Origin of the sequence: Neobacillus sp. OS1-2 (genome assembly GCF_030915505.1) — a bacterium.
Classification (GTDB): Bacteria; Bacillota; Bacilli; order Bacillales; family Cytobacillaceae; genus Neobacillus.
The window spans coordinates 4,212,973-4,236,174 of record NZ_CP133265.1; the positions used below are offsets into that span (position 1 = coordinate 4,212,973).

19 protein-coding genes and 3 pseudogenes are annotated in these 23,202 nt (G+C 35.5%); 15 read left to right on the plus strand and 7 right to left on the minus strand.

Going from position 1 to position 23,202, the window contains the following annotated elements; all coding sequences use genetic code 11:
* The first annotated feature begins 200 nt into the window (after window positions 1-200).
* Both RCG19_RS20985 and RCG19_RS20990 read left to right on the plus strand, forming a co-directional pair.
* Window positions 201-1,307 carry a glycosyl hydrolase family 18 protein gene (locus RCG19_RS20985; protein WP_308108735.1) on the plus strand — a complete coding sequence of 369 codons (1,107 nt, stop codon included), beginning with the start codon at window positions 201-203 and terminating at the stop codon, window positions 1,305-1,307.
* 284 nt (window positions 1,308-1,591) lie between these two features.
* Entirely contained in the window at window positions 1,592-2,329 is a 738-nt protein-coding gene (locus RCG19_RS20990; RefSeq protein ID WP_308108736.1) for a GDSL-type esterase/lipase family protein, read from the plus strand.
* A 23-nt stretch (window positions 2,330-2,352) separates the two neighbouring features.
* Here the strand turns inward: RCG19_RS20990 and RCG19_RS20995 are convergent.
* The 3 genes and pseudogenes from RCG19_RS20995 to RCG19_RS21005 all read right to left on the minus strand — a co-directional run.
* A pseudogene (locus tag RCG19_RS20995) lies at window positions 2,353-5,148 on the minus strand (Tn3 family transposase); the annotation flags it as partial.
* Window positions 5,149-5,244: 96 nt separating this feature from the next.
* Window positions 5,245-8,192, minus strand: a pseudogene (locus RCG19_RS21000) (Tn3 family transposase).
* Between the two features lies 1 nt (window position 8,193).
* Window positions 8,194-8,763, minus strand: a complete 570-nt coding sequence (locus RCG19_RS21005) for a recombinase family protein (RefSeq protein ID WP_308108737.1) — start codon at window positions 8,761-8,763, stop codon at window positions 8,194-8,196.
* 326 nt (window positions 8,764-9,089) lie between these two features.
* Between RCG19_RS21005 and RCG19_RS21010 the strand changes: the two genes are divergently transcribed.
* On the plus strand, window positions 9,090-9,668 hold the full coding sequence (locus RCG19_RS21010; protein WP_308108738.1) for a hypothetical protein: 579 nt from the start codon (window positions 9,090-9,092) through the stop codon (window positions 9,666-9,668).
* Window positions 9,669-9,734: 66 nt separating this feature from the next.
* Window positions 9,735-10,214, plus strand: coding sequence for an RlpA-like double-psi beta-barrel domain-containing protein (locus tag RCG19_RS21015; RefSeq protein WP_308108739.1), 480 nt, complete (start codon window positions 9,735-9,737; stop codon window positions 10,212-10,214).
* A gap of 86 nt (window positions 10,215-10,300) precedes the next feature.
* Here the strand turns inward: RCG19_RS21015 and RCG19_RS21020 are convergent, their stop codons facing one another.
* Window positions 10,301-10,684 carry a DUF3888 domain-containing protein gene (locus tag RCG19_RS21020; RefSeq protein WP_308108740.1) on the minus strand — a complete coding sequence of 128 codons (384 nt, stop codon included), beginning with the start codon at window positions 10,682-10,684 and terminating at the stop codon, window positions 10,301-10,303.
* Window positions 10,685-10,894: 210 nt separating this feature from the next.
* Window positions 10,895-11,110: pseudogene (locus RCG19_RS21025) on the minus strand (DUF4158 domain-containing protein); the annotation flags it as partial.
* A 156-nt stretch (window positions 11,111-11,266) separates the two neighbouring features.
* Between RCG19_RS21025 and RCG19_RS21030 the strand changes: the two are divergent.
* The 7 genes from RCG19_RS21030 (at window position 11,267) to RCG19_RS21060 (ending at window position 16,967) form a co-directional block, all read left to right on the plus strand.
* Window positions 11,267-11,839, plus strand: a complete 573-nt coding sequence (locus RCG19_RS21030; RefSeq protein ID WP_308108742.1) for a recombinase family protein — start codon at window positions 11,267-11,269, stop codon at window positions 11,837-11,839.
* Window positions 11,840-12,084: 245 nt separating this feature from the next.
* Window positions 12,085-12,618: a hypothetical protein gene (locus RCG19_RS21035; RefSeq protein WP_308108743.1), complete on the plus strand. Its 534-nt coding sequence runs from the start codon at window positions 12,085-12,087 to the stop codon at window positions 12,616-12,618.
* Between the two features lie 63 nt (window positions 12,619-12,681).
* Window positions 12,682-13,749 carry a hypothetical protein gene (locus RCG19_RS21040; RefSeq protein ID WP_308108744.1) on the plus strand — a complete coding sequence of 356 codons (1,068 nt, stop codon included), beginning with the start codon at window positions 12,682-12,684 and terminating at the stop codon, window positions 13,747-13,749.
* 206 nt (window positions 13,750-13,955) lie between these two features.
* Complete coding sequence (locus tag RCG19_RS21045) at window positions 13,956-14,186, plus strand: SGNH/GDSL hydrolase family protein (RefSeq protein WP_308108745.1); 231 nt, start codon at window positions 13,956-13,958, stop codon at window positions 14,184-14,186.
* 241 nt (window positions 14,187-14,427) lie between these two features.
* Entirely contained in the window at window positions 14,428-15,066 is a 639-nt protein-coding gene (locus RCG19_RS21050; RefSeq protein WP_308108746.1) for a fumarylacetoacetate hydrolase family protein, read from the plus strand.
* Between the two features lie 165 nt (window positions 15,067-15,231).
* A complete protein-coding gene (locus tag RCG19_RS21055) occupies window positions 15,232-15,972 on the plus strand; it encodes a class I SAM-dependent methyltransferase (protein WP_308108747.1) in 741 nt (246 codons plus the stop codon).
* A 632-nt stretch (window positions 15,973-16,604) separates the two neighbouring features.
* Window positions 16,605-16,967 carry a hypothetical protein gene (locus tag RCG19_RS21060; protein WP_308108748.1) on the plus strand — a complete coding sequence of 121 codons (363 nt, stop codon included), beginning with the start codon at window positions 16,605-16,607 and terminating at the stop codon, window positions 16,965-16,967.
* Window positions 16,968-17,466: 499 nt separating this feature from the next.
* Here RCG19_RS21060 and RCG19_RS21065 read toward each other — a convergent pair whose 3' ends face one another.
* The gene (locus RCG19_RS21065; RefSeq protein ID WP_308108749.1) at window positions 17,467-17,850 is read right to left on the minus strand and encodes a DUF6262 family protein; all 384 of its coding nucleotides are present in this window, start codon (window positions 17,848-17,850) and stop codon (window positions 17,467-17,469) included.
* Entirely contained in the window at window positions 17,840-18,901 is a 1,062-nt protein-coding gene (locus RCG19_RS21070; protein ID WP_308111041.1) for a tyrosine-type recombinase/integrase, read from the minus strand. The genes RCG19_RS21065 and RCG19_RS21070 overlap by 11 nt, the downstream gene beginning before the upstream one ends.
* Before the next feature lie 1,245 nt (window positions 18,902-20,146).
* Between RCG19_RS21070 and RCG19_RS21075 the strand changes: the two genes are divergently transcribed.
* The 4 genes from RCG19_RS21075 (at window position 20,147) to RCG19_RS21090 (ending at window position 23,183) form a co-directional block, all read left to right on the plus strand.
* A complete protein-coding gene (locus tag RCG19_RS21075; protein ID WP_308108750.1) occupies window positions 20,147-21,205 on the plus strand; it encodes a Ger(x)C family spore germination protein in 1,059 nt (352 codons plus the stop codon).
* Window positions 21,206-21,675: 470 nt separating this feature from the next.
* Complete coding sequence (locus tag RCG19_RS21080; protein ID WP_308108752.1) at window positions 21,676-22,323, plus strand: GPP34 family phosphoprotein; 648 nt, start codon at window positions 21,676-21,678, stop codon at window positions 22,321-22,323.
* A 15-nt stretch (window positions 22,324-22,338) separates the two neighbouring features.
* Window positions 22,339-22,605 (plus strand): MerR family transcriptional regulator, encoded by a 267-nt coding sequence (locus tag RCG19_RS21085; RefSeq protein WP_308108753.1) that lies wholly within the window; start codon window positions 22,339-22,341, stop codon window positions 22,603-22,605.
* A gap of 188 nt (window positions 22,606-22,793) precedes the next feature.
* A complete protein-coding gene (locus tag RCG19_RS21090) occupies window positions 22,794-23,183 on the plus strand; it encodes a cupredoxin domain-containing protein (protein ID WP_308108754.1) in 390 nt (129 codons plus the stop codon).
* Window positions 23,184-23,202 lie beyond the last annotated feature (19 nt).

The window sequence follows — 23,202 nt, forward strand, 5'->3', positions numbered from 1 at the left end:
TTTCATTATATGAAAATTCGAGGTCGCCAGTCACCAAACCGAATTGAACTCTTTTTCATGATTGAATGATTCAAACATCCCATTCAATAAATGAGTAGCGGTCTTTTCCCGAGAATCTGTAAGGCGGAAGGTCAATCCGTGTATAAGTTGCACCTATTCTAATCAACTTAAGAAATAGATAAATTAGAAGAAGGTGTAGTATGGTGAAAAATTGTTATCGGTCATTCCCCATCATTTCTTTATGCATGGCCATATTTCTACTGTCATCGTGTAGCGGGATCCAAGGTAAAAAGGAACACAAAAATGATAAAACTCCTCGTGAAGTTTTAGGTTTCTACACAGAAAAGGAAGGAACGTTTCCTAGCTCTCAACCGACAGTTAACTCGCAATCTGCCAATTTAAGCATCATTGCGCCTTTTTGGTATAAGCTTGATGATAAACGTCCAGGCAATCTTATTGCTTCCGTTCCATCAGATCATAAAAGAAAGGTTATTCAAAGTGCTCATGATAAAAACCTGAAAGTCTATATGGTTGTCCATAATCTCTTTTATGAAACGGTGGAGAAAGGCAAGCAGGTAGCGAGTAATGTACTCGATAACAATCACAACAGTGATGTTTTCATCCAGAACTTACGCAATGAAATGAATCAGTTTAACTATGATGGTATGAATGTGGATATGGAAAATTTGAATTTGGCTGACCGAGATTCCTTTAGTCAACTGATCAAAAAATTGTCTGATGCTGTGCATCGTGATGGAAAAGTAGTAACGGTTTCAGTCCCGGCAAACACAGGGGATTCCCGAGCTAATCCTTGGTCACCGTGGTTTGATTACGAAAAACTTGGTCAATATTCGGATGGGTTAATGATGATGACTTACGATGAGCACAACCCAAGAACAACCCCCGGATCAACCGCATCTGTCGATTGGACAGTGGCAACAATTCGTTATGCATTGAAACAGGGAGTACCACCATCAAAAATGTTACTTGGTATTGCGGGTTATGGATGGGACTGGGATACAACCGCAGGCAAGACCAAGTATAGCTCCTATAAAGAGCTAATGGGTCAGAAAACAAAGTATAAAGCAAACGTGATATGGGACTCCCGTTCACAAACACCCTATTTTGATTATATAGATGAAGCCCAACATAGCCACCAAGTTTGGTTTGAGAATAGTGAAAGTCTGCAGTACAAACTAGACCTTGTAGAAAAATTTCATTTACGGGGGATCGGGATTTGGCGGCTTGGCTTAGAAGACCCCATGTACTGGAAGACTATCCCCGAGAAAATAAAAGTAAAAAAGTAAGGGAACGGACATCCCATTTTTGATGCTGATTTTTAACCCCGTAAAACGCTACTTTTGCGATCAAAAATGAAATTGGGAAGCGATTTTGCACGTTTGATGTATCTATGCAGAGTAGCCTTACTAGGGGCTACTCTATTTTTTTTATGTTTTGACTACAAACATTCAAATTACAAAATTTGTGGTCTTAAATAATGTTGCCCGGCATGCTAAAATGAATAAACTAAATGAAACAAAGAATCGTATCTTAGATTAAGATCTTCCGATACTAATAGGTGTGATGAAGTTTGAGAAAAATAAAAGCAATAATCATGATTTCGGCTCTACTTACTGTGTGTATTCTTCTTCCTTTTTTTCTTCTTGATCGAAATCATGCAAGCAATGAAACAGTTACAACCGTTGCGACCGCTGAAACTGAACAAGTGGAAAAAACCAAAGATATTGCTCCTAAAGAAGAAGAGAGGCCATTAGTAGACCATGCCATTAAGCAGGAAAGCCAAAAACCCTTCACCGATCAGAGCAAGAAAAAGGTAAGGGAAGTCGTGAATGGTGTGGTTGATTTCCTCGAAAAAGATCAAAAGATTGTCGCAATTGGAGACTCGCTTACGGAAGGTGTAGGAGATGAAACAAAGAGCGGCGGATATGTCGGGATCCTAAATCACACGTTTGAGGATCAAAACCTGACGATCAAAATAGAGAATTTCGGTAAAAAAGGAAACCGTTCGGATCAGTTACTTAAGCGGCTGGAAAATAAAGAAATTGCCACTGCTATCTCAAAGGCTGATATTGTTTTCATAACAATTGGCGCCAATGATATTATGAAAGTATTAAAAAGCAATTTTACAACCCTTTCACTAGAACCTTTCCAAATAGAAAGAGTGGAATATACAGAACGATTGACAGCCATTTTGAATAAAATGACCGAATTGAACCCAGATGCCCATATTTATTTAATCGGATTTTATAATCCTTTTGGGGTACCGTCAGGAAAATGCGGATTTACAACGCTAAGCCCTTTTTCTTGACGATTCCCCCGATTTTAACAACGTTAAGAAAGTTTTAGTGGTCTTAAAGAATCTAATAAAATCGCTTTCTCCGAATTAAAATGGTATTCTCCTAGTAAATTAATATGCTCCCAGCCTAAAGGTGACATATGGTGTAATAAATCCTCATTAAAATTACGTGTCCGTTTTTGATATTCAACTGCTTTTGTTAGATGTAGAGTATTCCAGATACTGATGACATTGATGATTATGTTTAAGGCACTGGCCCTTTGCAATTGATGCTGTATAGTTCGCTCCCGAAGTTCTCCTTGTTTTCCGAAGAAAATAGCTCTCGCGAGTCCATTCATGGCTTCTCCTTTATTCAATCCTTTTTGTATTTTCCTTCTTAAAGATTCATCCGAAATGTAATTCAGAATAAAGATCGTTTTTTCTATTCTGCCCATCTCACGTAAAGCTGTAGCTAAGCTGTTTTGTCTTGAATAAGAACCTAGTTTCCCCATAATAAGGGATGCTGAAACTGTTCCTTCTCTTATAGAATGAGCTAATCGCAAAACATCTTCATAATTTTCTTTAATGACCTTTGTATTTATTTGTCCACGTAAAATGGCATCTAGTTTTGGATACTCACTTGCTTTATCTATTGTAAATAATTTTGAGTCCGATAAATCTCTTATTCTTGGGGCAAATTTAAATCCTAATAAATGGGTCAATCCGAAAATTTGGTCTGTGTAACCGGCTGTGTCTGTATAATGCTCTTCTATGTTTAAATCTGTCTCATGATGTAATAAACCATCCAAAACATGAATGGCATCCCTTGAATTAGTATGAATAATCTTTGTGTAGTAAGAAGAGAATTGATCACTTGTAAATCGATAAATGGTGGTTCCTTTTCCAGTTCCGTAATGTGGGTTTGCATCTGCATGTAGTGATGAAACACCTAGCTGCATCCTCATACCATCTGACGAGGATGTTGTACCGTCGCCCCAATAGGAAGACAATTGTAATTTGTGATGAAAATTTACTAATACGGCTTGGGCTTTATTCATTGCGTCTTCATACATACGCCATTGAGAAACATTGGCTAGTTGCTTATATGTAAGTCCGGGTGTTGCTTCAGCCATCTTACTCAATCCAATATTCATTCCCATTCCTAAAAGGGCAGCCATGATAATGATCGTTTCTTCTTTATCTGGCTTTCGATTATTGGAAGCATGAGTGAATTGCTCGTGAAATCCTGTTAAATAAGCAACATCCATGAGTAAGTCGGTTAATTTTACTCTTGGGAGCATCTGATAAAGACCTGCACTAAATTTCTTTGCTTCTTCTGGAACATCTTTTTCTAAGCGTGAAATTGATAGCTTTCCTTTTTCAAGAGAAATTCCATCTAACTTGTTGGAATTGGCAGATACCCACTTTAATCTTTCATTAAGGCTGTTAGTTCTCTCTGTCATATAGTCTTCGAATGATAAACTAACTGATAACCTCGTATTTCCCTTCGTTTGATTCCATGTATCCTCTGAAAACAAATATTCCTCAAAATCTCTATATTGTCTACTGCCCACAATGGAAACATCTCCAGCCCGAACATGTTCCCTTAGTTCTGTTAAGACGGCCATTTCATAATAATGACGATTGATTGTACCGTCATCCTCATATAAGTGTTTTTTCCAACGCTTTGAGATAAAGTCCACAGGTGAGTTATCAGGTACTTTTCGCTTTCCAGAATCGTTCATACCTCGGATAATCTCTACAGCTTGTAAAAGTGGTTCATTTGCCTTTGTAGAATGAAATTCCAATACCCTTAATAGCGTTGGCGTATATTTTCTAAGTGAATAAAATCGTTTTTGTAATAAGTCCAAATAGTCATAGTCAGCAGGACGTGCAAGCTCTTGAGCTTCTTCTACCGAAGAGACAAAAGAATTCCATTCAATAACTGATTCTAAAACCTCAAAAACGTCTAATTTTTCCTCTTTTGCTTTGATCAAAGCTTGTCCGATGTTCGTAAAGTGTATAACTTTCTCATTTAGCTTTTTACCGTTTTGTTTCTGAATTTCTTCTTGAGCCTTACGGCCTTTTGATAACAGACTGAGTATTTGTCTGTCATGAATTTCAAAGGCTTTATCCGTTAACTCCTGAGTAAGGTGTAGTAAATAGACGGTTAATATCGAATATCGTTTATATTCATGAAAGTCACGGAACGCATAAGGCTCATATCTTGAACCTAAGCGAGATAGCTGTAACAAGCGATTGCGATGCAAATGACTAATTTGTACCGTTTCTAATTCCATTCCTCGTATGTATTCGAGTCGTTCTATTACTTTTAGAAATGTTTCGGGTGAAGGATGACCCGGTGGTTCCTTTAACCAACCCAATATCGTTTTATTGGATTCGGATGGATGTTGCGAAGTAATGATTTCTTCAAGCTTTTCTTTTTGCTCATTTGTTAGAGATTGACTAACCGTATTAAACAGCTTCTTTTCAGCCATTTCTCTCGCCTCCCACACTATTCTTTCAAGTGTAGTGATAGCAGGCAGTATAATTTTGTTTTTTCTTAGAAAATCTATGCATTCATGTAATAGATGAATGGCATCACCATTTTCCAAAGCTAATTGATGAAGATGCTTAAATGTTATTCGATATTCTTTCAGAGTAAAAGTTACAAAGTTGTATTCACTTCGAATTTCTTTCAAATGATCCCAAAGTGTATTTTCTCTTTGAGGATAATGACTAAGCGAAGACGGAGTGGTACCGATTTGTTTCTATATATAATGTATGACTAAATCTGGGATGCTTTTGATATGGGTGTATGGCCAACCGGGATATCGAAGAACGGCTAATTGGGGTACTGCCGACAAAACGCAGATATTATACGCTAAAGAACTTTTCAGAAGGTAAAGCCCTGATTTTTCTACGTTAAGCAGAAAAATCAGGTTTTTTTATATCCTAAGTGGACGTAGAGAATGTATCGAGTTCAAAATCTCAGGTATAAATGAATATTCACCTAAAAAATTAATGTGTTCCCATCCCAATGGAGATATATGAGGTAGTAATTCCTCTTTATATTTTCCTGTCGTTTTCAAGTGTTCAATTGCTTGCGATAAATACACGGTATTCCAAATGCTGATGGCATTAATAATTAGATTTAACGAGCTGGCACGCTGTAACTGATCTTGTAATGCTCTCTCTCTAAGTTCTCCATGTTTTCCGAAGAAAATAGCTCGTGCCAAGGCATTCATGGCTTCACCCTTATTTAATCCACGTTGGATTCGCCGACGTAATGTTTCGCTAGAAATGTAGTCTAATATAAACAAAGTTTTATCAATTCGTCCCATCTCTCTTAATGTAGTAGCAAGGCTATTTTGTCGAGAATAAGAACCAAGTTTCCCCATAATGAGAGAAGAAGAGACCGTTCCTTTACGAATGGAATGTGCCAACCTTAATACATCATCGTAATTTTTCTGAATGGTCTTGGTGTTAATTCTTCCACGCAGCAACTTCTCCATTTCCGGATATTGGTCTGGCTTTTCAAATGAATAAAGTTTTGAATCTGCAAGATCTCGTAGTCTTGGAGCAAACCGAAATCCTAACAAATTGGTTAACCCAAATACTTGATCCGTATAACCAGCAGTGTCTGTATAATGTTCTTCAATATGTAAATCAGTCTCATGATGTAAAAGTCCATCTATGACATGAACGGCGTCTCTTGAGTTGGTGTTAATCACTTTCGTATAGAAGCTAGAAAATTGGTCACTGACAAAGCGATAAATGGTTGTACCTTTCCCCGTTCCATAATGTGGATTTGCATCAGCGTGTAAGGATGAAACTCCTACTTGAACACGCATACCATCTGAAGAAGAAGTGGTCCCGTCTCCCCAGTACGATGACAAACTTAACTTATGCTGAAAATTAACCAGAACTGCTTGTGCTTTATTCATGGCATCTTCATATAAACGCCACTGTGAGGCTGTGGACATTTGCCGGTAAGAAACTCCTTGTGTTGCTTCTGCCATCTTAGTAAGACCAATGTTTGTTCCCATTGCCATGATGGCAGCCATGATCGCTGGCTTTTCCTCTTCTTTTGGAGGATGTAGTGTGGACGCATGAAGAAGTTGCTTGTCGAACCCTGTCCAACTTGCTACTTCCATAAGCAAATCGGTCAACTTCACACGGGGTATTAGTTGATATAGAGATAAACAATATTCTCGTGCTGTTTCTGGAACGTTTTTCTCCAAACGATAGACATGCAGACGTCCATCTTCAAAATTAACCCCATCTAATTCTGTGATATTAGCTTTAATCCATTCAAGCCGATTATGTAATGCATCCATTTTACCTGCTAAGTATTCATCAACAGAAGAAGGAGCATTAAGTTCATTAATGTGCCTATTTTGCCCCCATTTTTCTTTTGTCACTAAATAATTATCAAAATCTTGGTGCTGGTGACTTCCTTTAATAGAAACATTACCTGAGCGTACAAGATTTCTTAGCTCGGTAAGAACAGCCATCTCATAATATTGGCGATTTATATTCCCATCATCATCATAAACGTGCTTTTGCCAGCGATTCGAGACAAATTCTAAAGGAGCACCTTCGGGAACCTTTCGTTTATTTTGCTTGTTCATCTCTTTAATGGTGTCAATAGCTTGAAGCAATGGCTCTCCTGATTTTGTAGAAGTAAATTCTAAAGACTCTAACAATGTTGGGGTATATTTACGTAAGTAGTTAAAGCGAAATTTTAGTAAGTCTAAGTAATCGTAATCCATTGCGCGTGACAATTTTTAGCCTCTTCTATAGAGTTCACAAAGTCCTCCCAAGGCATAATGGCTTCTAATGCCTCAAATGGGTCCTTACCTTGTTCTTTTGCCTGGATCAATGCTGTTCCCAAATCTGCAAAGTGAATAACCTTTTCATTTACTGATTTGCCATTTAACTTCTGAATCTCTTCTTGGGCTTTACGTCCCTTTGACAACAATAAGGTAATTTGTCGATCATGTATCTCAAAGGCATGATCGGTAAGGTTTTGGCCAAGTTGCAGAAGATGTAAAATTAAAAGTGCAAATTTTTTATTTTCTTTAAACCTACGGAATGAACGAGGCTCATATTTGGAACCCAAGCGTGCTAACTGCAAGATCCTATTTGGATGAATTTCTTTAATATCCACATTAAGTTGCAAAGCTCGTATGACTTGAATACGTTGTATAACCTTTAAGAAAGCATCTGGAGAAGATTGACCAGGAACTTCTCGTAACCAAGCAAGGGGTGTCTTTGAGTAGGTAGAACTTACATCAAGTAAGTGATCTAACTGTGGTTTTTGAGATTCATTTAATGTAGAGACGATAGATTTGAAAATTCGCTCTTCTGCCCGTTGACGTGCCTCCCACACAATCCTTTCAATTGTTGTCATGGCTGGCAAAATTACTTTTTGTCTTCGCAATTCTTCAATTGTTGAGCGAATCAAGTAATAAGTACTCCCGTTCTCAAGAGCCTGTTGAAGTGTACATTGTGCAATTATTCGATATAGCCCAAAGGATAAATTTTGGTAGCCATAATGTTGCCGAAGTTCCTCTAGGTGTTCATTGCGAGTTGCTACCCGTTTTGCATACTGTGTATATTCTTGAGGGGAAACATCAATTTGTTTAGCAATATAATCGAGTATTTGGCTGGGAATGTCTTTAATCTGAAATAAAGTCCAACCCGGATACCGAAGGACAGCGAGCTGTAAGGCAATCCCTAAACGATTATGGTCTCTTCGGTGCTTATTAATAAATTCAAGATCTTCTGAGGTAAAAGTATAGTGCATTTCTATGTCATGTTCATTCATATCATCAGAAATAGACATAAAAATATTTCGCTGATCAGAGGTTAACAGTTCTTTCCCTCTCATGTTACACCTCCTTGTTGGATCTTTCTTTCTTTCCTAAGTAACGATATAACGTTGTTGCTCCTATTCCTGTGGCTTCTTTAATTTGAGATAAGGAGTAGTCTTTACTTTCATACATCTTCGTGGCAAGTATGACTTTTTTTGATTCAACCTTCGGTCTACCTCCATTTCTTCCCCTAGATCTAGCTGCTGCCAGCCCATCTTTCGTTCGTTCACTAATGATATCCCGTTCTAATTCAGCTATGTTGGCCAACATTCTGAAAAAGAATCGACCCATAGCTGTTGTTGTGTCAATTTTATCTTGAATAGACACGAAATGGATTCCTTTTGTTTCAAACTGTTCCATGAGTTCAATTAAATGTTTGGTACTCCGACTGATACGATCTAATTTATAGACAACCACTGTATCTCCCCTACGCAGAACTTTAAGAAGCTCGTCCAATTCGGGACGATTTTTCCTCTTTCCTGATTCTTTTTCTTCAAAAATTTGTTCCACTTCATAATGATTCAAAGCATCAATCTGTAATGACAATGACTGATCTTGCGTACTTACCCGTGCATATCCAAATTTCAACACAAATTCCACCTTCCTTAATACATTAACTATACCAAAAAGGGGGTTGAAATAGATATATTAGTAATTTGATTTTGGTTATATTTTTGGTTATATATTTTAGTCGTTTTTGATAAATTTTAGAGAGTATCCTTGTCGTAACCAAAAACGATCGTTTTAGGAGTAAATTAGAGATTAAATTTATACTGGAAATAAATTAATGCTAACCTCTTTTTATTTCAATTTTATGTCCATTCGACAAAAATAGAATAATTTCACCAAAGGATTATGTGATTTATACTCAGAATTATAATATATTGGAATTTTCAGGGAGGATTGATCAATTAGTGAATTTTAAAAAATTACTATTTTTGACTTCTATAATATTTGCCTTAATTATTACAATTTTTATCCAATTGAATAATAAAAGTGATAATACAAATATTTCATTGATTGAAGCATATGAACTTGGCTTAACAATTGCACAAAAAAGAGATAGTACGGCGGATCTTATTTTTATGAATAGTGTTGATGATGGTAAAAATAGTGGTTTTGATGGAAAAAGAGGTAGTTGGAATCTTATGTTCGCTCTTCCAGAAAAAGAGAAACGTTTACTAGTTGTAATAGAGAGTGGAAAAATCAAGACTACACGGACATTGGACGAAATTACAAAAGAAGAAGTAATAAAAAGGAATGAAATTTCAATTAATAGTAATAAAGCTGTTATGAATGCAAGTAAAAATTATGGCTTAAAACCAGGGTATATAAAGAATTTTTTTAACGGTTATCATTTTAAATTAGAGAAAGAGGATAACAAAGTGTTTTTTGCTGTAGTAGGGGTTAATAAAGAAAATAATCTAACCGACATTTATTTTAATGCGAGAAATGGGGAATTTTTTGGTGGTTCTACACGTCAAAGGAGGTGAGAATGTTCAAAATGTATTCAAATGGAAATAATGATAATTTTATTATTTAAGGAGGGGTCGATTAAAATGATGAAAAAGATTGTCGGATGTGTTCTTGCAAGTTTTATAGCTTTGGGAGTCGGTGCAAATGTAAGTGCGGCAACGTATTCTGGTCAGGATGTTTCTGCATATACCGGAGATCCGGATCCGTTTACTGGAAAAATTCTTACCTCTTGGGGAACTACCCCTAAAGCCTATACAACTGTAGCTGTTCATCCAAATACGTATAGTACTTATTCTGATGTAGCTGTAAAATCAGGACCTGTAATTCCTTATGGAAAAACTATTGTTACATCTCTACCAATTTGGTTGGATGGATATGGTGCTTCGAAAGATACCTTTAAAGTAGAGGATATAGGAGATATAAATAATAGAACAATTCAAGGAATAAACCGAAAATACACAAGGTATTGGTTCGATATATATTTTGGTCAAACTACAGGCCCATCAAATAGTAATGCAATTAAATTTGGTGTTAAAACAGGGGTCAGTTATACAACATATTAATTAACCGAGCCCCACTGTATTGATATTTATTATGGTAGAAGGAGTCCCATTCCTTCTACCATATTTATATGCAATTAACAATAAAATTATTCAACCTTTTCCTCTTTATGAATATAATTGATTACCTTTGGTCCATCTGGTCCTACTTCGATAGTAATAGTATCTACTCCATAAGGTGGATTGTGAGCACCCTCATAGGTATGTACTCTCAACTTTACCCTATAAGCCCCACCTATCCCATATAATTGCTTTATATTCAAGACTTCAGTTCCAGCACCAGCCCATTGTGTAGGTCTTTTGTAAATTTTCTCTAAAGTTTGATTAATAGTAGGCATTAGGCTTGCTATTAGGGCAAATTTTACAGTTTCACAAAAGTTTTTATTTTGGATCTGTGCACTGGACAATATAGGTTGATTTGTTAATATTAATGCGACAATAAAAAAAATAATAAGGAATTTTCGTATATTCATGCTGTTTACAAACCACCTTAATCTTTTTTGAAAGAAGTTGTTAAAAAGTTTTCCCAAAAAGACCAACTTTATTCAAAAAAACAAGATAGTACTAAACTTAAAATTATTACCGACCATCGAATATGGTGATTGTTATATTTACTTAGGGCAAGTAGAACTATATAGTTCGTTTTTAAAAGGTTTACGCATTCCTATTAGAATTTACGTTATTTGTATTAGCGTATAATATCCGCGTTTTGTCGGCAGGACCCCTAATTGAATAGCAAACCCTAAACGGTTTTCCTCTCTCCTTCGCTTATTAATGATTTCTAAGTCCCGTTTGGAAAAAGTGTAGTAGGTTCCCAATATCCACTCATCTTCAGGAATTTGCATAAGAGCTAGTCTTTGATCTGGCGTAAGTAATTCTCTTCCTCTCGCAATTTTCATATTGTATCATCCCATCTCTGCAATTATTCAGTTTATTAGTACAATTATATACCAATAGAGTGTACCCTATTGATAGAATTTAAGTTTCTTGATATTATTAGCTCGGTAGACTCTCAATAACACCTATCAAAAATACAAAGTAAAAGAGGAAGAAAAATGATTTATGGATATGCCCGGGTAAGTACACAAGACCAAAACCTTGATACCCAAATTGAACAACTCACAAAATTTGGAGTAGACGAAATTGTAAAGGAGAAAATCAGTGGTGTTTCTAAACAGAAGCAACAATTAGATGAACTTCTTTCCAAGATTGTTACTGGTGATACCTTAGTTGTAACTCGAATGGATCGTCTCGGTCGAAACACAGTTCAACTACTGCAATTAGTTGAACAACTTCGAGAAAGAGACATACACTTTGTTATTTTAAACTTGGGAATTGATACCAGAACGCCAACTGGTAAATTCTTTTTAACAGTAATGGCAGCCTTTAGTGAACTAGATCGAGAAATGATTAAAGAGAAGCAACGTTCAGGAATTAAATTGGCCAAGCAAAAGGGGAAATATCGAGGAAGAGTTAAAAAATATACAGATAAGCATCAAGGTATGAATCATGCAATTGAATTACGAAATACAACAGATAAAACCGTAAAGGAAATATGTACAATTACAGGAATCAGTCAGGCAGCATTTTATCGCAAGCAGAAGGAAATGGAAGAAGTAAAAATATAGTAATAATAAATTTTTATGTAATACAACCTCATAATGTTCGATTCACTTCCCAATTTTTTCATACTTTAAAACGAATAGCATGACACTATCGGGTAATTATATTCATTCAAAAAGCACGATTTTGATATTTATGGTAGTATAGTATTATTTTGTAATTTAATATAGCAAATCAATTGGCTATTAATGTATAATTTACTAGAATAGTAACAACCACCAAAATCATAAGAAAAGGTAGGGGATGGAAAATGAAAAAAGTTTATAGTTTAATTGGTGCAGCATTATTAGCATCAACTATTGCAGGTGGAAATGCTTATGCAAGCGAAAACATCAATACTGCTAATGAAGAGTATCAATTTAATTGGGATGAAGCATGGGCAAATGTAGAAAAGGATCCTAATTATTATCCTAATTCTGTTGGTTTTGAAGGAACAGTTAGTGATAACCCTTCTGGAATTCAAACTCAAAGTTTTGATGAGTATGCTAGAGGAACAACAGCTTTAAGATATGCTAATTTATATGTTTATAGCAAAGGTATCACATATGGAGAATCTTTATGGACTACTACCTCTGCTTACACAGGCATAAAAAACACTGATCAGAGTAATATTGTTACATATGGTAAAAAAGGTACAGCAGTAGCATACATGAATGCTGAATCTGAGGCAAAAAGAAAATATATGCCGCTTGACGCTAATTTCTTTATAGGTATGACAGTTCATACAGCAACGATGAATGGGGCAATATATGAAAAGGCTACATCTGATAGCGGATGGTTTTAATAAGATTAGAAAAAGTAGCGCTGTAGATTGTTACAGCGCTACTTTTTAGTGAAAGGGATGCTTATGAAAATTCATACTACTTTAATCATAATTATTTTATTAATGTTAACATCCTGTCAAACAAAAAATGATGAAGTGGGTGGGAAGTTGAATAGTAAAGAGGATATACTTTATCTTAAAGTAGATGATAAGAATGTTACGGTATCAAAAAACATGGAACTATTAAATAAATCTGATAAAGTCGCAACTTCTTCTGAAGGAGCTTTTACAAAAGTTCTGAGTTTTATTCCTAATGATGAATATCTTCGATTTGAAACGGTACGTGGGGATAAATTTTCATATATAAAACTAGCTAAATCAAAATCTGTTATCTCAGGTAAGTTAGTTTATGAAAATAATACAAAGAAAAATATAAATGTCCAGTCTATATTTTTACAAGGCAATAAAAATGTAGAAATTAAACCTGCAAGTTCTTCAAAATGGACTCCATCAATTGGGTATGATGTTCCTCCTTATACATCAATCAAGATTGATATTGATTTAAAATGGGATAAAAACGGAATGCAGGAATTAACATTTTTTCCTTTAGAGAAAAATAGTGATGCTTATCGTTATAACGGAAGCATTTTATCAAGTTATAGATATTTTGTACAGAGTAAAGATATAAATATAAATAAAGAAATGTTACAAGAACAGGCTTTTAGCTTAAAAGAAATGACCCCTGAGCAAAATTATTTTCCAGAACCTGATTGGATAGGGAAAAATAATAAGGACTTAGAATATTCAATTGAGGAAAAGGTTCCGTTAACAAACGAGAAAATTAATGGTTTAAAACTTGAAGTGGTTCCCTACAACACAACTATAGATATATTACTAGTTGACGAATATGGTAATTGTTCATTAATTGCAGAAAATGTAAAAGTAATTAAGAATAAACCAACTTATATTAATATACATAAAGATGATTTACACAAAATGTATAAAAAATCGACAAGAAAATTTCTGTTGATTATGAATAATCGTGAAGAAAGTATAATGGCTGATGTAAAAACTATAGAAATTAATAAAAAACCTTTCCCTACTAGTTTTCAAAGGGTGATTGAAATCTACAAAAGCAAAACAGAAAAATAAAGTTTTTTCATTTAGAGAAAGATGACAAGAAATTAGCCATCTTTAAAGAAGATGCCAACGGTTAAGAGTAATGAAAAAAGCCAAATACTCAATTTCATATTGAGTATTTGGCTTTTTTAAATGGAATTTTCTAAACGTTGTAAATCCGCACTTTCCTGACGATACCCCCTTTTGAAAGTCAATTCGCATACATTAAAGAATTAGACATGATCATTGATAATTGGAATGAGACAGGAAAATTAATGACAGAAGAATATGAGAATGTGAGCTTCATTCCCACAAAAGATCTATTTACGAATTCCACGATGGATTTATTAGCAATAGATCAATTCCATCCAAACACAAGCGGCTATAAACTTATTGCCCAGCGGGTCCTAGACTATATGAAAGTGACCGAGGAAGCAAGGGCCGCCCAAACAAATGATGACCCAAACTAAATCCACATGGGAGTATATGATCAATACTCCGGGAATGATATGTACAATCAATCTTTTACTAACAATGGTACTTATCTAAGTCACGCAGGTGTAAATTAAACTTTAAAAAAATCCAAGAAGCAATCACTATTGCTCCTTGGATTTTTTGTTATAATAAACGATACATACAATCCTATCGAAAACGCTAAAATCAAACTGTTAGAAAGAAATAACACCATTCATTGAAAAGGGGAATGTTGGCATGTCGTTGAAATTGGTGAATAACATTTTCTGTGTTGGGCGTAATTACGCTGCCCATGCAAAAAAACTAAATAATGATGTACCTAAATTTCCCATGATTTTCTCCAAGCCGACACATGCCTTGGTAGAAGCAGCAGGTCAGGAGATTGTGCTTCCTGGGAATCGTGGTTCCATTCACTTTGAAACAGAAATTGTGATCAAAATCGGGAGACCGTATGAAAAGGGTATGGAAGTAGATGAGATTGTTGAGAGTATGGCAATTGGAATTGATTTCACCTTGCGGGATGTTCAAAGTGAATTGAAGAAAAAGGGCCATCCATGGCTGCTGGCAAAAGGCTTCCCGAACTCAGCGATTGTGAGTCGGTTTATTCCATTTCCTGGTGTTAACCTAGTAAAGGAGACTTTTTTTTCTCTTCAAAAAAATGGAGCGATCGTTCAGCAGGGGAATAGTGAAAACATGATTTTTGATTTGCAGACCATTATTGAGTACATCACACAAAATTTTGGATTAGGGGAAGGGGATATCATTTATACTGGAACCCCAGAAGGTGTAGGTCCAGTGATCGACAACGATCATTTAGTTTTAAAGTGGGGGGATTCGGTGCTGGGTGAGTGTAAAATAAAGATGCCTAAAAGATAATACTATTTATAGTCCAGCTGCCATTCTAGGCAGCTTTTTCTAATTAGGTTAACTGCTCAGGTTCGGCAATGTGGAAAAAATGACGTTTCTATGTTCTATCAAAAATTTGTGATAAATAGGATATAGAGAGTAATCTGTCATTATTCACAAGGGAGTTAAATATAAATGACCAAATTAAAGCGAGATATTGCAAATAAAGGGAATTATGGTATAGATGCACCTAATGTCGTGATAAATTTATCATTGATTGGGATAATCCTGTTAATCGTCACCATTTTTATTTTTCGTTTCAATGGTATTGTCTGGACTGCATTATTTATTCTTCTTCTCCTTGGTGGAACCGTTTGTTTACTAGAGGCAATAATGATGATTTGGAGTAGCAAAAAAGGAAAAGGATATGTGGTAAAAAAGATGATTGAACAGTTAAATATTAAAGAAAACGATCTTGTTCTTGACGTAGGGTGCGGTAGAGGATTTGTTTTACATTCATTAGCAAAACAATTATCAAATGGAAAAGTGATAGGAATAGATGTTTGGAATACCAAAGACCAATCAGGAAATAACCCGAACGTAACTTTACAAAATGCGGAAAAAGAGGGAATTCAAGAACGTGTAGAAATTATAAACGCCGATGCCCGAGATTTACCATTTGAAGCGAATACATTCGATGTTATTGCTTCAAGTCTTGCCATTCATAATATAAGTAATAAAAATGAAAGACAAAAAGCCATTGAAGAAATGGTTCGGGTATTAAAAGTAAATGGTCATGTTGCCATACTTGATTTTCAATATATTGAAGAATACTCCCACATGTTTAAGAAGGCTGGTCTAAAAGATATAATGATTTCAAAACTGTATTTTTCAATGTTTCCTCCAGTGAGAATCGTTACTGGGATTAAAAAATAAATGAATATATTTACAATTTTTAAACGAAAGGGTTCTTATCTTACAAAAGGGATTGCTGCGGCGATCCCTTTTGTACTTCAACTAAAAGGCAGGTGTGCGGCCGTGCATAGGTCGTAATCTCTAATCTCAACATCACTTGAATGTTTTCCCATGACTTTTTCGAGAATAGGAATGCATTATTGAATAAAATTTTCCTTTTTTCACCAAAATAAGGTAGGTATAAAGAATTATTTGAGAGGGAAAAAATAATGGATTCTTTGGTGCAACAAATTAATACAGCGTTGGGGAAAAACGATGCTATGAATCCGACATCTGGGTAAATGTAATAGAAGCTGGAGTTTGATCCCAATTATAGGCTGCAAGAGCAAAGTTATCACGATAGGTACTTGATAAATCCCTATAATTCCATGTGAAATCCCCGTTAGACAATTTAGGGTTATCTCCGTATGCAAAAGCAAATGAAGAATGAGGTTTTACCGAAAAGAAAAGTGAAAAACCTAGTAGTGCAAAAATCTATTTTTTCATATTTTTTCCTCCTTTTACAATAATATAGAAATATAGTATCATATTTTCATATATTTATTGCAATATTTTTTAATTATGCAAAAAAATACCAATTAAAGGAGTGTCTTATGCGGAAAAAACTAGGGTTGTTAACACTTTGCTTATTTATTGGTACTATTTTATTTGGGTGCACTTCTGAAAACAAAGGCTCAAATGCAGATTGGAATGCAAATTTTGTGGTTTGGGAGGGGCATAATTATGTTGTAACAAATGAGGATGTAGATAAAAACCTAGTTGGAGCAAAGGTTGGCACCATTAATACATCATCATCAAATGAAACGGATGTAAAAGAAGGAGAAACCTTTTCAAATATTTTCCCTACCGGGACAGAAATTTATGAAATAAAGGGAGTAAAAAATACAGAATCACTTGCTGTAAAAAATCAGGATGGGTTCGTAAAAATAGATTACAACGGTGAATATGGCAAATAAAACTTGCTAAATAGAGTAGGATGCTAATTATTATTTAATTGGCCGACTCCGGGTAGAAAGGTCGCCCCAATTGGCGACTCAACCCCCCACAGAACCCGGCGTGCGGTTTTCCCGCACCGGGCTCTTCAGAAATTGATTCACAGTTTTGCGTACATTTTCAATTCCGAAAAGGAAATTGATAGTTTAAGACGTTCTTAAGGGAATACTGACTTAATAAAATTGAACTTTTCCCACGTTATATAGCTCTTTTGATTTCTACTACTTAACGTTCTCTTCCAGTATCGTTCCGTAATTTTATAGTTTTTAGCTATTGACCTAAGATTACCAACCATACCTTTGATGCAATCCTGCATGCCTTTCCGTGAGGGGGGTGGAGTACAATTTACCGCAAGGTAGAAAGACTCCCTTCTACTCGACTAGTTCAATAAGAAACTAAAAAAGGACCGTTCTCGGTCCATTACTCTCATAATCATCAAAAATAATGTTGAACTGTTCATGCTTATAAATCAGCGTAATATTTCCCTAAATTATGTTTTATTTGTTCTCTTAGTTCATCTCGTTCTTTTGTCAATTCCTTGACCTTCCGCCTCAAACTTTCAATTATGATATCCTTGGAATTCTCGGTCATATTTCTTTTTACCTGCTTTGGATTGGATATACCTTCTTGTTGATTTCGAAGGGTTATAATCCTATTTTTGATATCTTTGTTTATATAAAGGTAGGTTTTGGATACCCCTGAATGAACAGCTACGATTTGAAAATTGATTCGCTTTTGATTTTTCACCATTTCCCTTATAGAATCTTCAACCCTTTTGAGCGATTTTTCTTTTTTCTCCGCAGCGTTTTTTAACAATCCTGCTGTATCTGGCCTCTTATTGGTCATGGAAATGCACCTCATTTCTTTCATCCACTTTATATTCTCTTCGTTCCTTACTTAATCCTTGTATGCCATTACCACCTTCAAGTGAGGCAGCAATGTCTTTATAACGTTGTAATTTAGGCTGGATTAATTCTATAGACCTGATGCTATTAGTCTTTTTATAAATCTCAATATCGGATTCGATCTTCGCAATCTGTTCCTTATAATAATTCAGAAATGTTTGGTCCACATGAAAGCTCCGGCAGTTATTTTTGATGCAAGGTGGTTCCAGCGTTTGGTCTAAGAAGTCACAAGATAATTTGGGGCTTTTGATACAAAATCCGTGATCTAGGCGGATTGAGTCCATATTATGACGGATCCATTCCAATTCTAAGCCATTTTCTTTTGCTTGGTCTTCCAAATTCGCATCAATGACGGAGCCGTTTAGAGAAAGCCTGACAGCGCCATTATTAACAGCTTTTGCCCACTCGGTTCTCAATGTATTGTCTTTTTTTTGTGCATACACAAGGGTCATTTCAGGACTTGCATGTGCCATAAGTTTTTGCAGATGAAGGATATTCATTCCGTTATTAATCATTTTGACTCCATACCGATGCCGAAAGGCGTGGTTTTTGATACGGAAAATTTCTCCAGATAGGTCCGTTATGTTGTACCTGTGGGCTAAAATATTAATATTGTCATTGAAAACAGTCTGTGTAATAGGCAATCCCTTCCTTTTTCCAGTAGGATTAGGAAATAGAAAGCCTTCAGGATTTGAATCATTAGAGTATTTCTCTACGAGGGTAATTTGGGCTTTGATAACTGCAGCGATTTCTTCCGTAATAGGTACTTTGTGATCCTTATAATTCACTTTACGGATATCGCCGACCAACCACCAGCCGTCCTTTCTGAGATCAAGACAGTCCTTTTTTAATAGAAGGGTGTCAGATATACGAAATCCTGATGCTTCTAAAACCAAGAGAATTGGGACGTATATCGGGTTTAGTTGAGGAAGGTTGTCCAGTATTTGCTCCCAAACCTCATCTGGAATGTATTTTATCGTATCCGTATTTATTTTATAGTTTCTTTTAGGAAAATTCTGGGGAGATTAGGTGATGAATAGGTTCGAAAGGAGCCAAATCCCATTCAAGTAGTTGAATATAGGACAAGAAAGCCTGCACGTCATACAAGTAAACTCGAATTCTGTTTTTCCTTTGTTCTTCTGGAGTCTTTTTACTCGAATTCCCACTTGGCAATTGGCCCACATACTTCATAAATGCCAGAATATCTTCTCGACTTAAATTTTGCAAATCAGACCATTCAGGGTGCGTGATCTCAATAAATTTGAAGAAAGTACACATTGGGCGCATGGTGCTTTTAAAACGTGCATAGCTCCAATTTTGTTGTACAACCAATCTAGTTTCGCAATACTTCTTGTACCAACTTCTGTACTTTGGAACAATGCCCGTGAAAGAAACGCGATATTCAGACCTTGTCTTATTATAATCAATGCCTAACTTTCTAACATCCCATATATCCTTTTCAAGTTCATCCCTTTCGTCATAATAATCATTCAAAAAATCAAAAAGTTGGTTATAAAAGTTAAGAACTCGATTCTGTTTTAGGTAATTCGGCTGCCAAGGTAAAGAAGTACCGACCCTTTCTGTTTTTATATTTTTATCAGCCAGATAAGTTCGATAGCCTATTAGGATTTTTCTTTTGGTATAACTATTATTGAAAGTAAATGAGGGTATTTAAGGGAAATGAAGTCCCCAAAATGCTTAATGGATTTTGCATATCCATCAAACACTGAACCAATTGAATAGGTTTTGTTTTTTAACCTTTCCGAAAGGAAGAACTTCACCTCTACTCGAATATTTATATTCTTGATGGAAGAGAAATTTAAGTTACTATATTTTGAAGGAACCATTGGTGTCTCCAAAGGTAGTGGGTATTCACTTTTTTTCTACTTTTTTCCTACCATTCGTTGTTGTTTTAGATACGATAACCATTAATTGGCTAATGTTTGAAAGGGTTACTATGTTTTTTCTTTTAAGTTTAATTTCTTTTATTATCGTTTACACATCTCTGACAACATGGAAAACAATTCGAATCATAAACCATTATATTCCATCCATTAAACCAGTCTTTTTATTAGTATCATTTTCTGGATTAGTCTTTTTTACCTGTCTATTGATCCCAGACTGGAAGGCTGTGGAGAAGCTATTCTGGTGGAACACTTTTTTTAGATTTTACAGTTACATGGCTGTCCCCTTATCGCTTTATTTTTTCGGAATACGATTAAGGAGGAAGGGTAAAAATGAATCCATCTAAAATATTCGCTTATATTCATCGTAGCTGTTGTCTACTATTGATGACCATAACATTAAGTGGATGTTGGGATTATAAAGATATCAATCATCGAATTCTTCCTGTAACCATGGGGATTATGAAAGTGGACGAAGATTACAAGGTGTTTCTAAAGATCCCTGAAACAGAATTACAAACAGCGAAAATGAAAATTGTATCGGCAAAAGGAGCAACAATAACTCAAGCGGTCGACAACCTTTCCAGAAATATGGAGGGCAGTGTGGATTTGCTACATATAAAGGTAATATTGTTTGACAGAGCTCTTGCAGAGCAAGGTGTAAAAGACATTATATCTGGTTTCATTCGGTCACGTGATATTCCAAATAACGCCTTAGTAGCCATTTGTAATGAGGATTTGGCTAATTTCTTCTTTAAGACAAAAAAAGGAGTGACTACATACGATTTTTTTGAAAAAAATGCCGGATGGACTCCTGAAATCGCCCTTACCCGGGTATGGGAAGTTTACCGCGGTATCCATTCCTCTACACATGATGTTGCAATTCCCATCATTCAAACAGGAAAAGGCACCCCTCTGGAACAAATTGGATCAGCAATCATTAAAAGAGGGAAAATGGTGGACCAAATTAGCTCCGAAGAAACCCTTTTATTTAATGCTTTTAAAGGAGAAAGTACGCTAGGAGATATTGAAGTCTCGGATCATGCCTCCGTAATGATTGTCAGTAATGACATTGATAATAAAGCCAAATTGATTGAAAAAACACCCTATATGCAAAGCAGAATCAGTTTGAAGGTTGTGCTAATGGAAACGAATGGAAATCCACCCCTTAATGTACTAAAAAAGGAACTAAGTGAGATTCTTACTAATCGGTTTAACCAACTATTTTCTAAAATACAAAAAAGGGAAGCTGATATTTTCGGATTAGGGCAGTTCTATCGAAACGAGATTCCACCAAAAGAATTAGAAAATTGGAGAACCAATTATCTTCCTAATATGAAAATGGATATGCAGTTCCATATTGACATTGAAAATGAAGGATTTTTAAAATAGGCAGTTTTCATACACTTTGTTGGTATAAAGGAAATGGCGTAAACAGTATTGTATAAATACCAAATATAAATCGTACCCACTGATGACCCAAATCAACCCTTGAAATGCCTATTCTATGAATACATATAAATAATGAAAGAGGGTGCCACCTTAGCAAGGTTCTGCCGATGATCCTTTATATAACTACCCTTACTACAATAACAAATAATAAGCTTAAAATAAGCAAGATTTTATTCGCCTCTTGCTCATTTTAGGCTTTTTTGGATTCAAAAAAATAATAATATAAAGGGAGATACCACTAACCCTGCTTTTAAAGTAGAAATGTCTCTTAAAGTTATCGGCAGGTAATAAATGACTACTTAGTATTTTTTATTGACAATATTATGTGTGGAGGTTAGAATTTTAAGTAGTAAGTAGTAAGTAGGAAGTAAAATTTAGTGCTTATTTCTGCTCATAAAAGGAGTGTTTTTGTGGAAAATTTAAGTATTTCTCAAAGGTATTTATTGTTATCATTAAATGAAAAGGGCGGCATTGCTCCTATCGGGAGTATGCGCGTTCGGTCCTATTTGATTGCGAGTGGTATTTTGGAACTTATTCTGGAGGATGTAATTTTACTGTCAGATAATCAAATGACAATAAAACAAGAATTACCAAGTGACAAAGGGTATTTACGTTTAGTCTATCATAAGATTTTTGATGAAAAATCCAACCATTTAAAAAAGTTATCAAGAGATCTGGTTACAAATCGAAAGCTTTTCAAGGAATTATTTCACTCGATTGGTGATACTTTAGTTGAACTAAATATTGTCACCAAAACTAGCGGTGGCATTGTAGGACAGGCCACTCAATTTGTCGGTGGTGAAAAGTCAAAGAAGCAGATTGTGGAACAAATTCGTGCCGAGCTATTAGAAGAAGGGCCCGTTTCAACAGATACTATTGTTTTATCAGGTTTATTAATTGGAAATCACACAATCAATCATTATTTTAGCGAGTTTGAAGAAAAGGAGCTTAAAGATAAAATCTCCGAACTTCGTAAGGACCCTGCTAACAAAGAAATATTTGCAATGATAGAGGGTATTTCACACACAATTACCACTATTATTGCTTCTGTTGGTTAATTTGGAGGGATTGCAGTGGCGAGAAGACGTTCATTAGATGATATTCTTCAATCTGAATATATATCTATAGGGGAACTAGCTCGAATAACGGATTCAAGATATAGCACATTAAAATATTACACTGAGGCAAACTTAATTCCGTTTGAGCAAGAAGATGAAAATTTAACACGAAGATATCCAAGAGAAGCGTCTGTTAAAAGACTTGAGACAATTAAACGTTTAAAAAGTTCTGGAATGTCCATCTCGGAAATTAGTGATTGGATCATGAATAATGATTCGTAGTGAATTTACATTCGTAGAGTACCTGATGCCTAACCCCGTTGTGTTAATGCAACGGGGTTAGGCATTTTCCAACTTCATTTAAGCTGCACTATATAAAAGGGAGGGGGTTAGAATCAGGGAACCCAATTTCTATTGATAATATTTAATGAATTAGCAAAAAATAGTTTGTAGGAAAGGGGGGATTGCGAATGTCTGTGAAAAAGCGATTCACAGGATGGGTCGCATTGATTGCGTTGATCTTGGTTGTGTCGACTCCTGGCTCACTCAACGTATTTGCTGAATCAGGCGACGGAACACAGCCTATGGAGACAGTGAAAACGATTGAGGTCAAGTTGAACGATGATTACTTTAATCCGAAAGTCATCACTATTTCCAATGGAACAACCACAACGTTGATTTTGAGAAATAAAGGGGTAAAAGAGCACACCTTTACGGTGGACAAGCTCGGAATTGATGCCGAGATTCAGCCAAGAAAAGAAAAAACGATTACGATTAAACCGAATAAGCCTGGTACATATGAACTGATATGTCGGTACCACTTCCAGGAAGGAATGGTTGGAAAAGTACTAGTCAAATAAAAAGAAAATGTAATCGAGG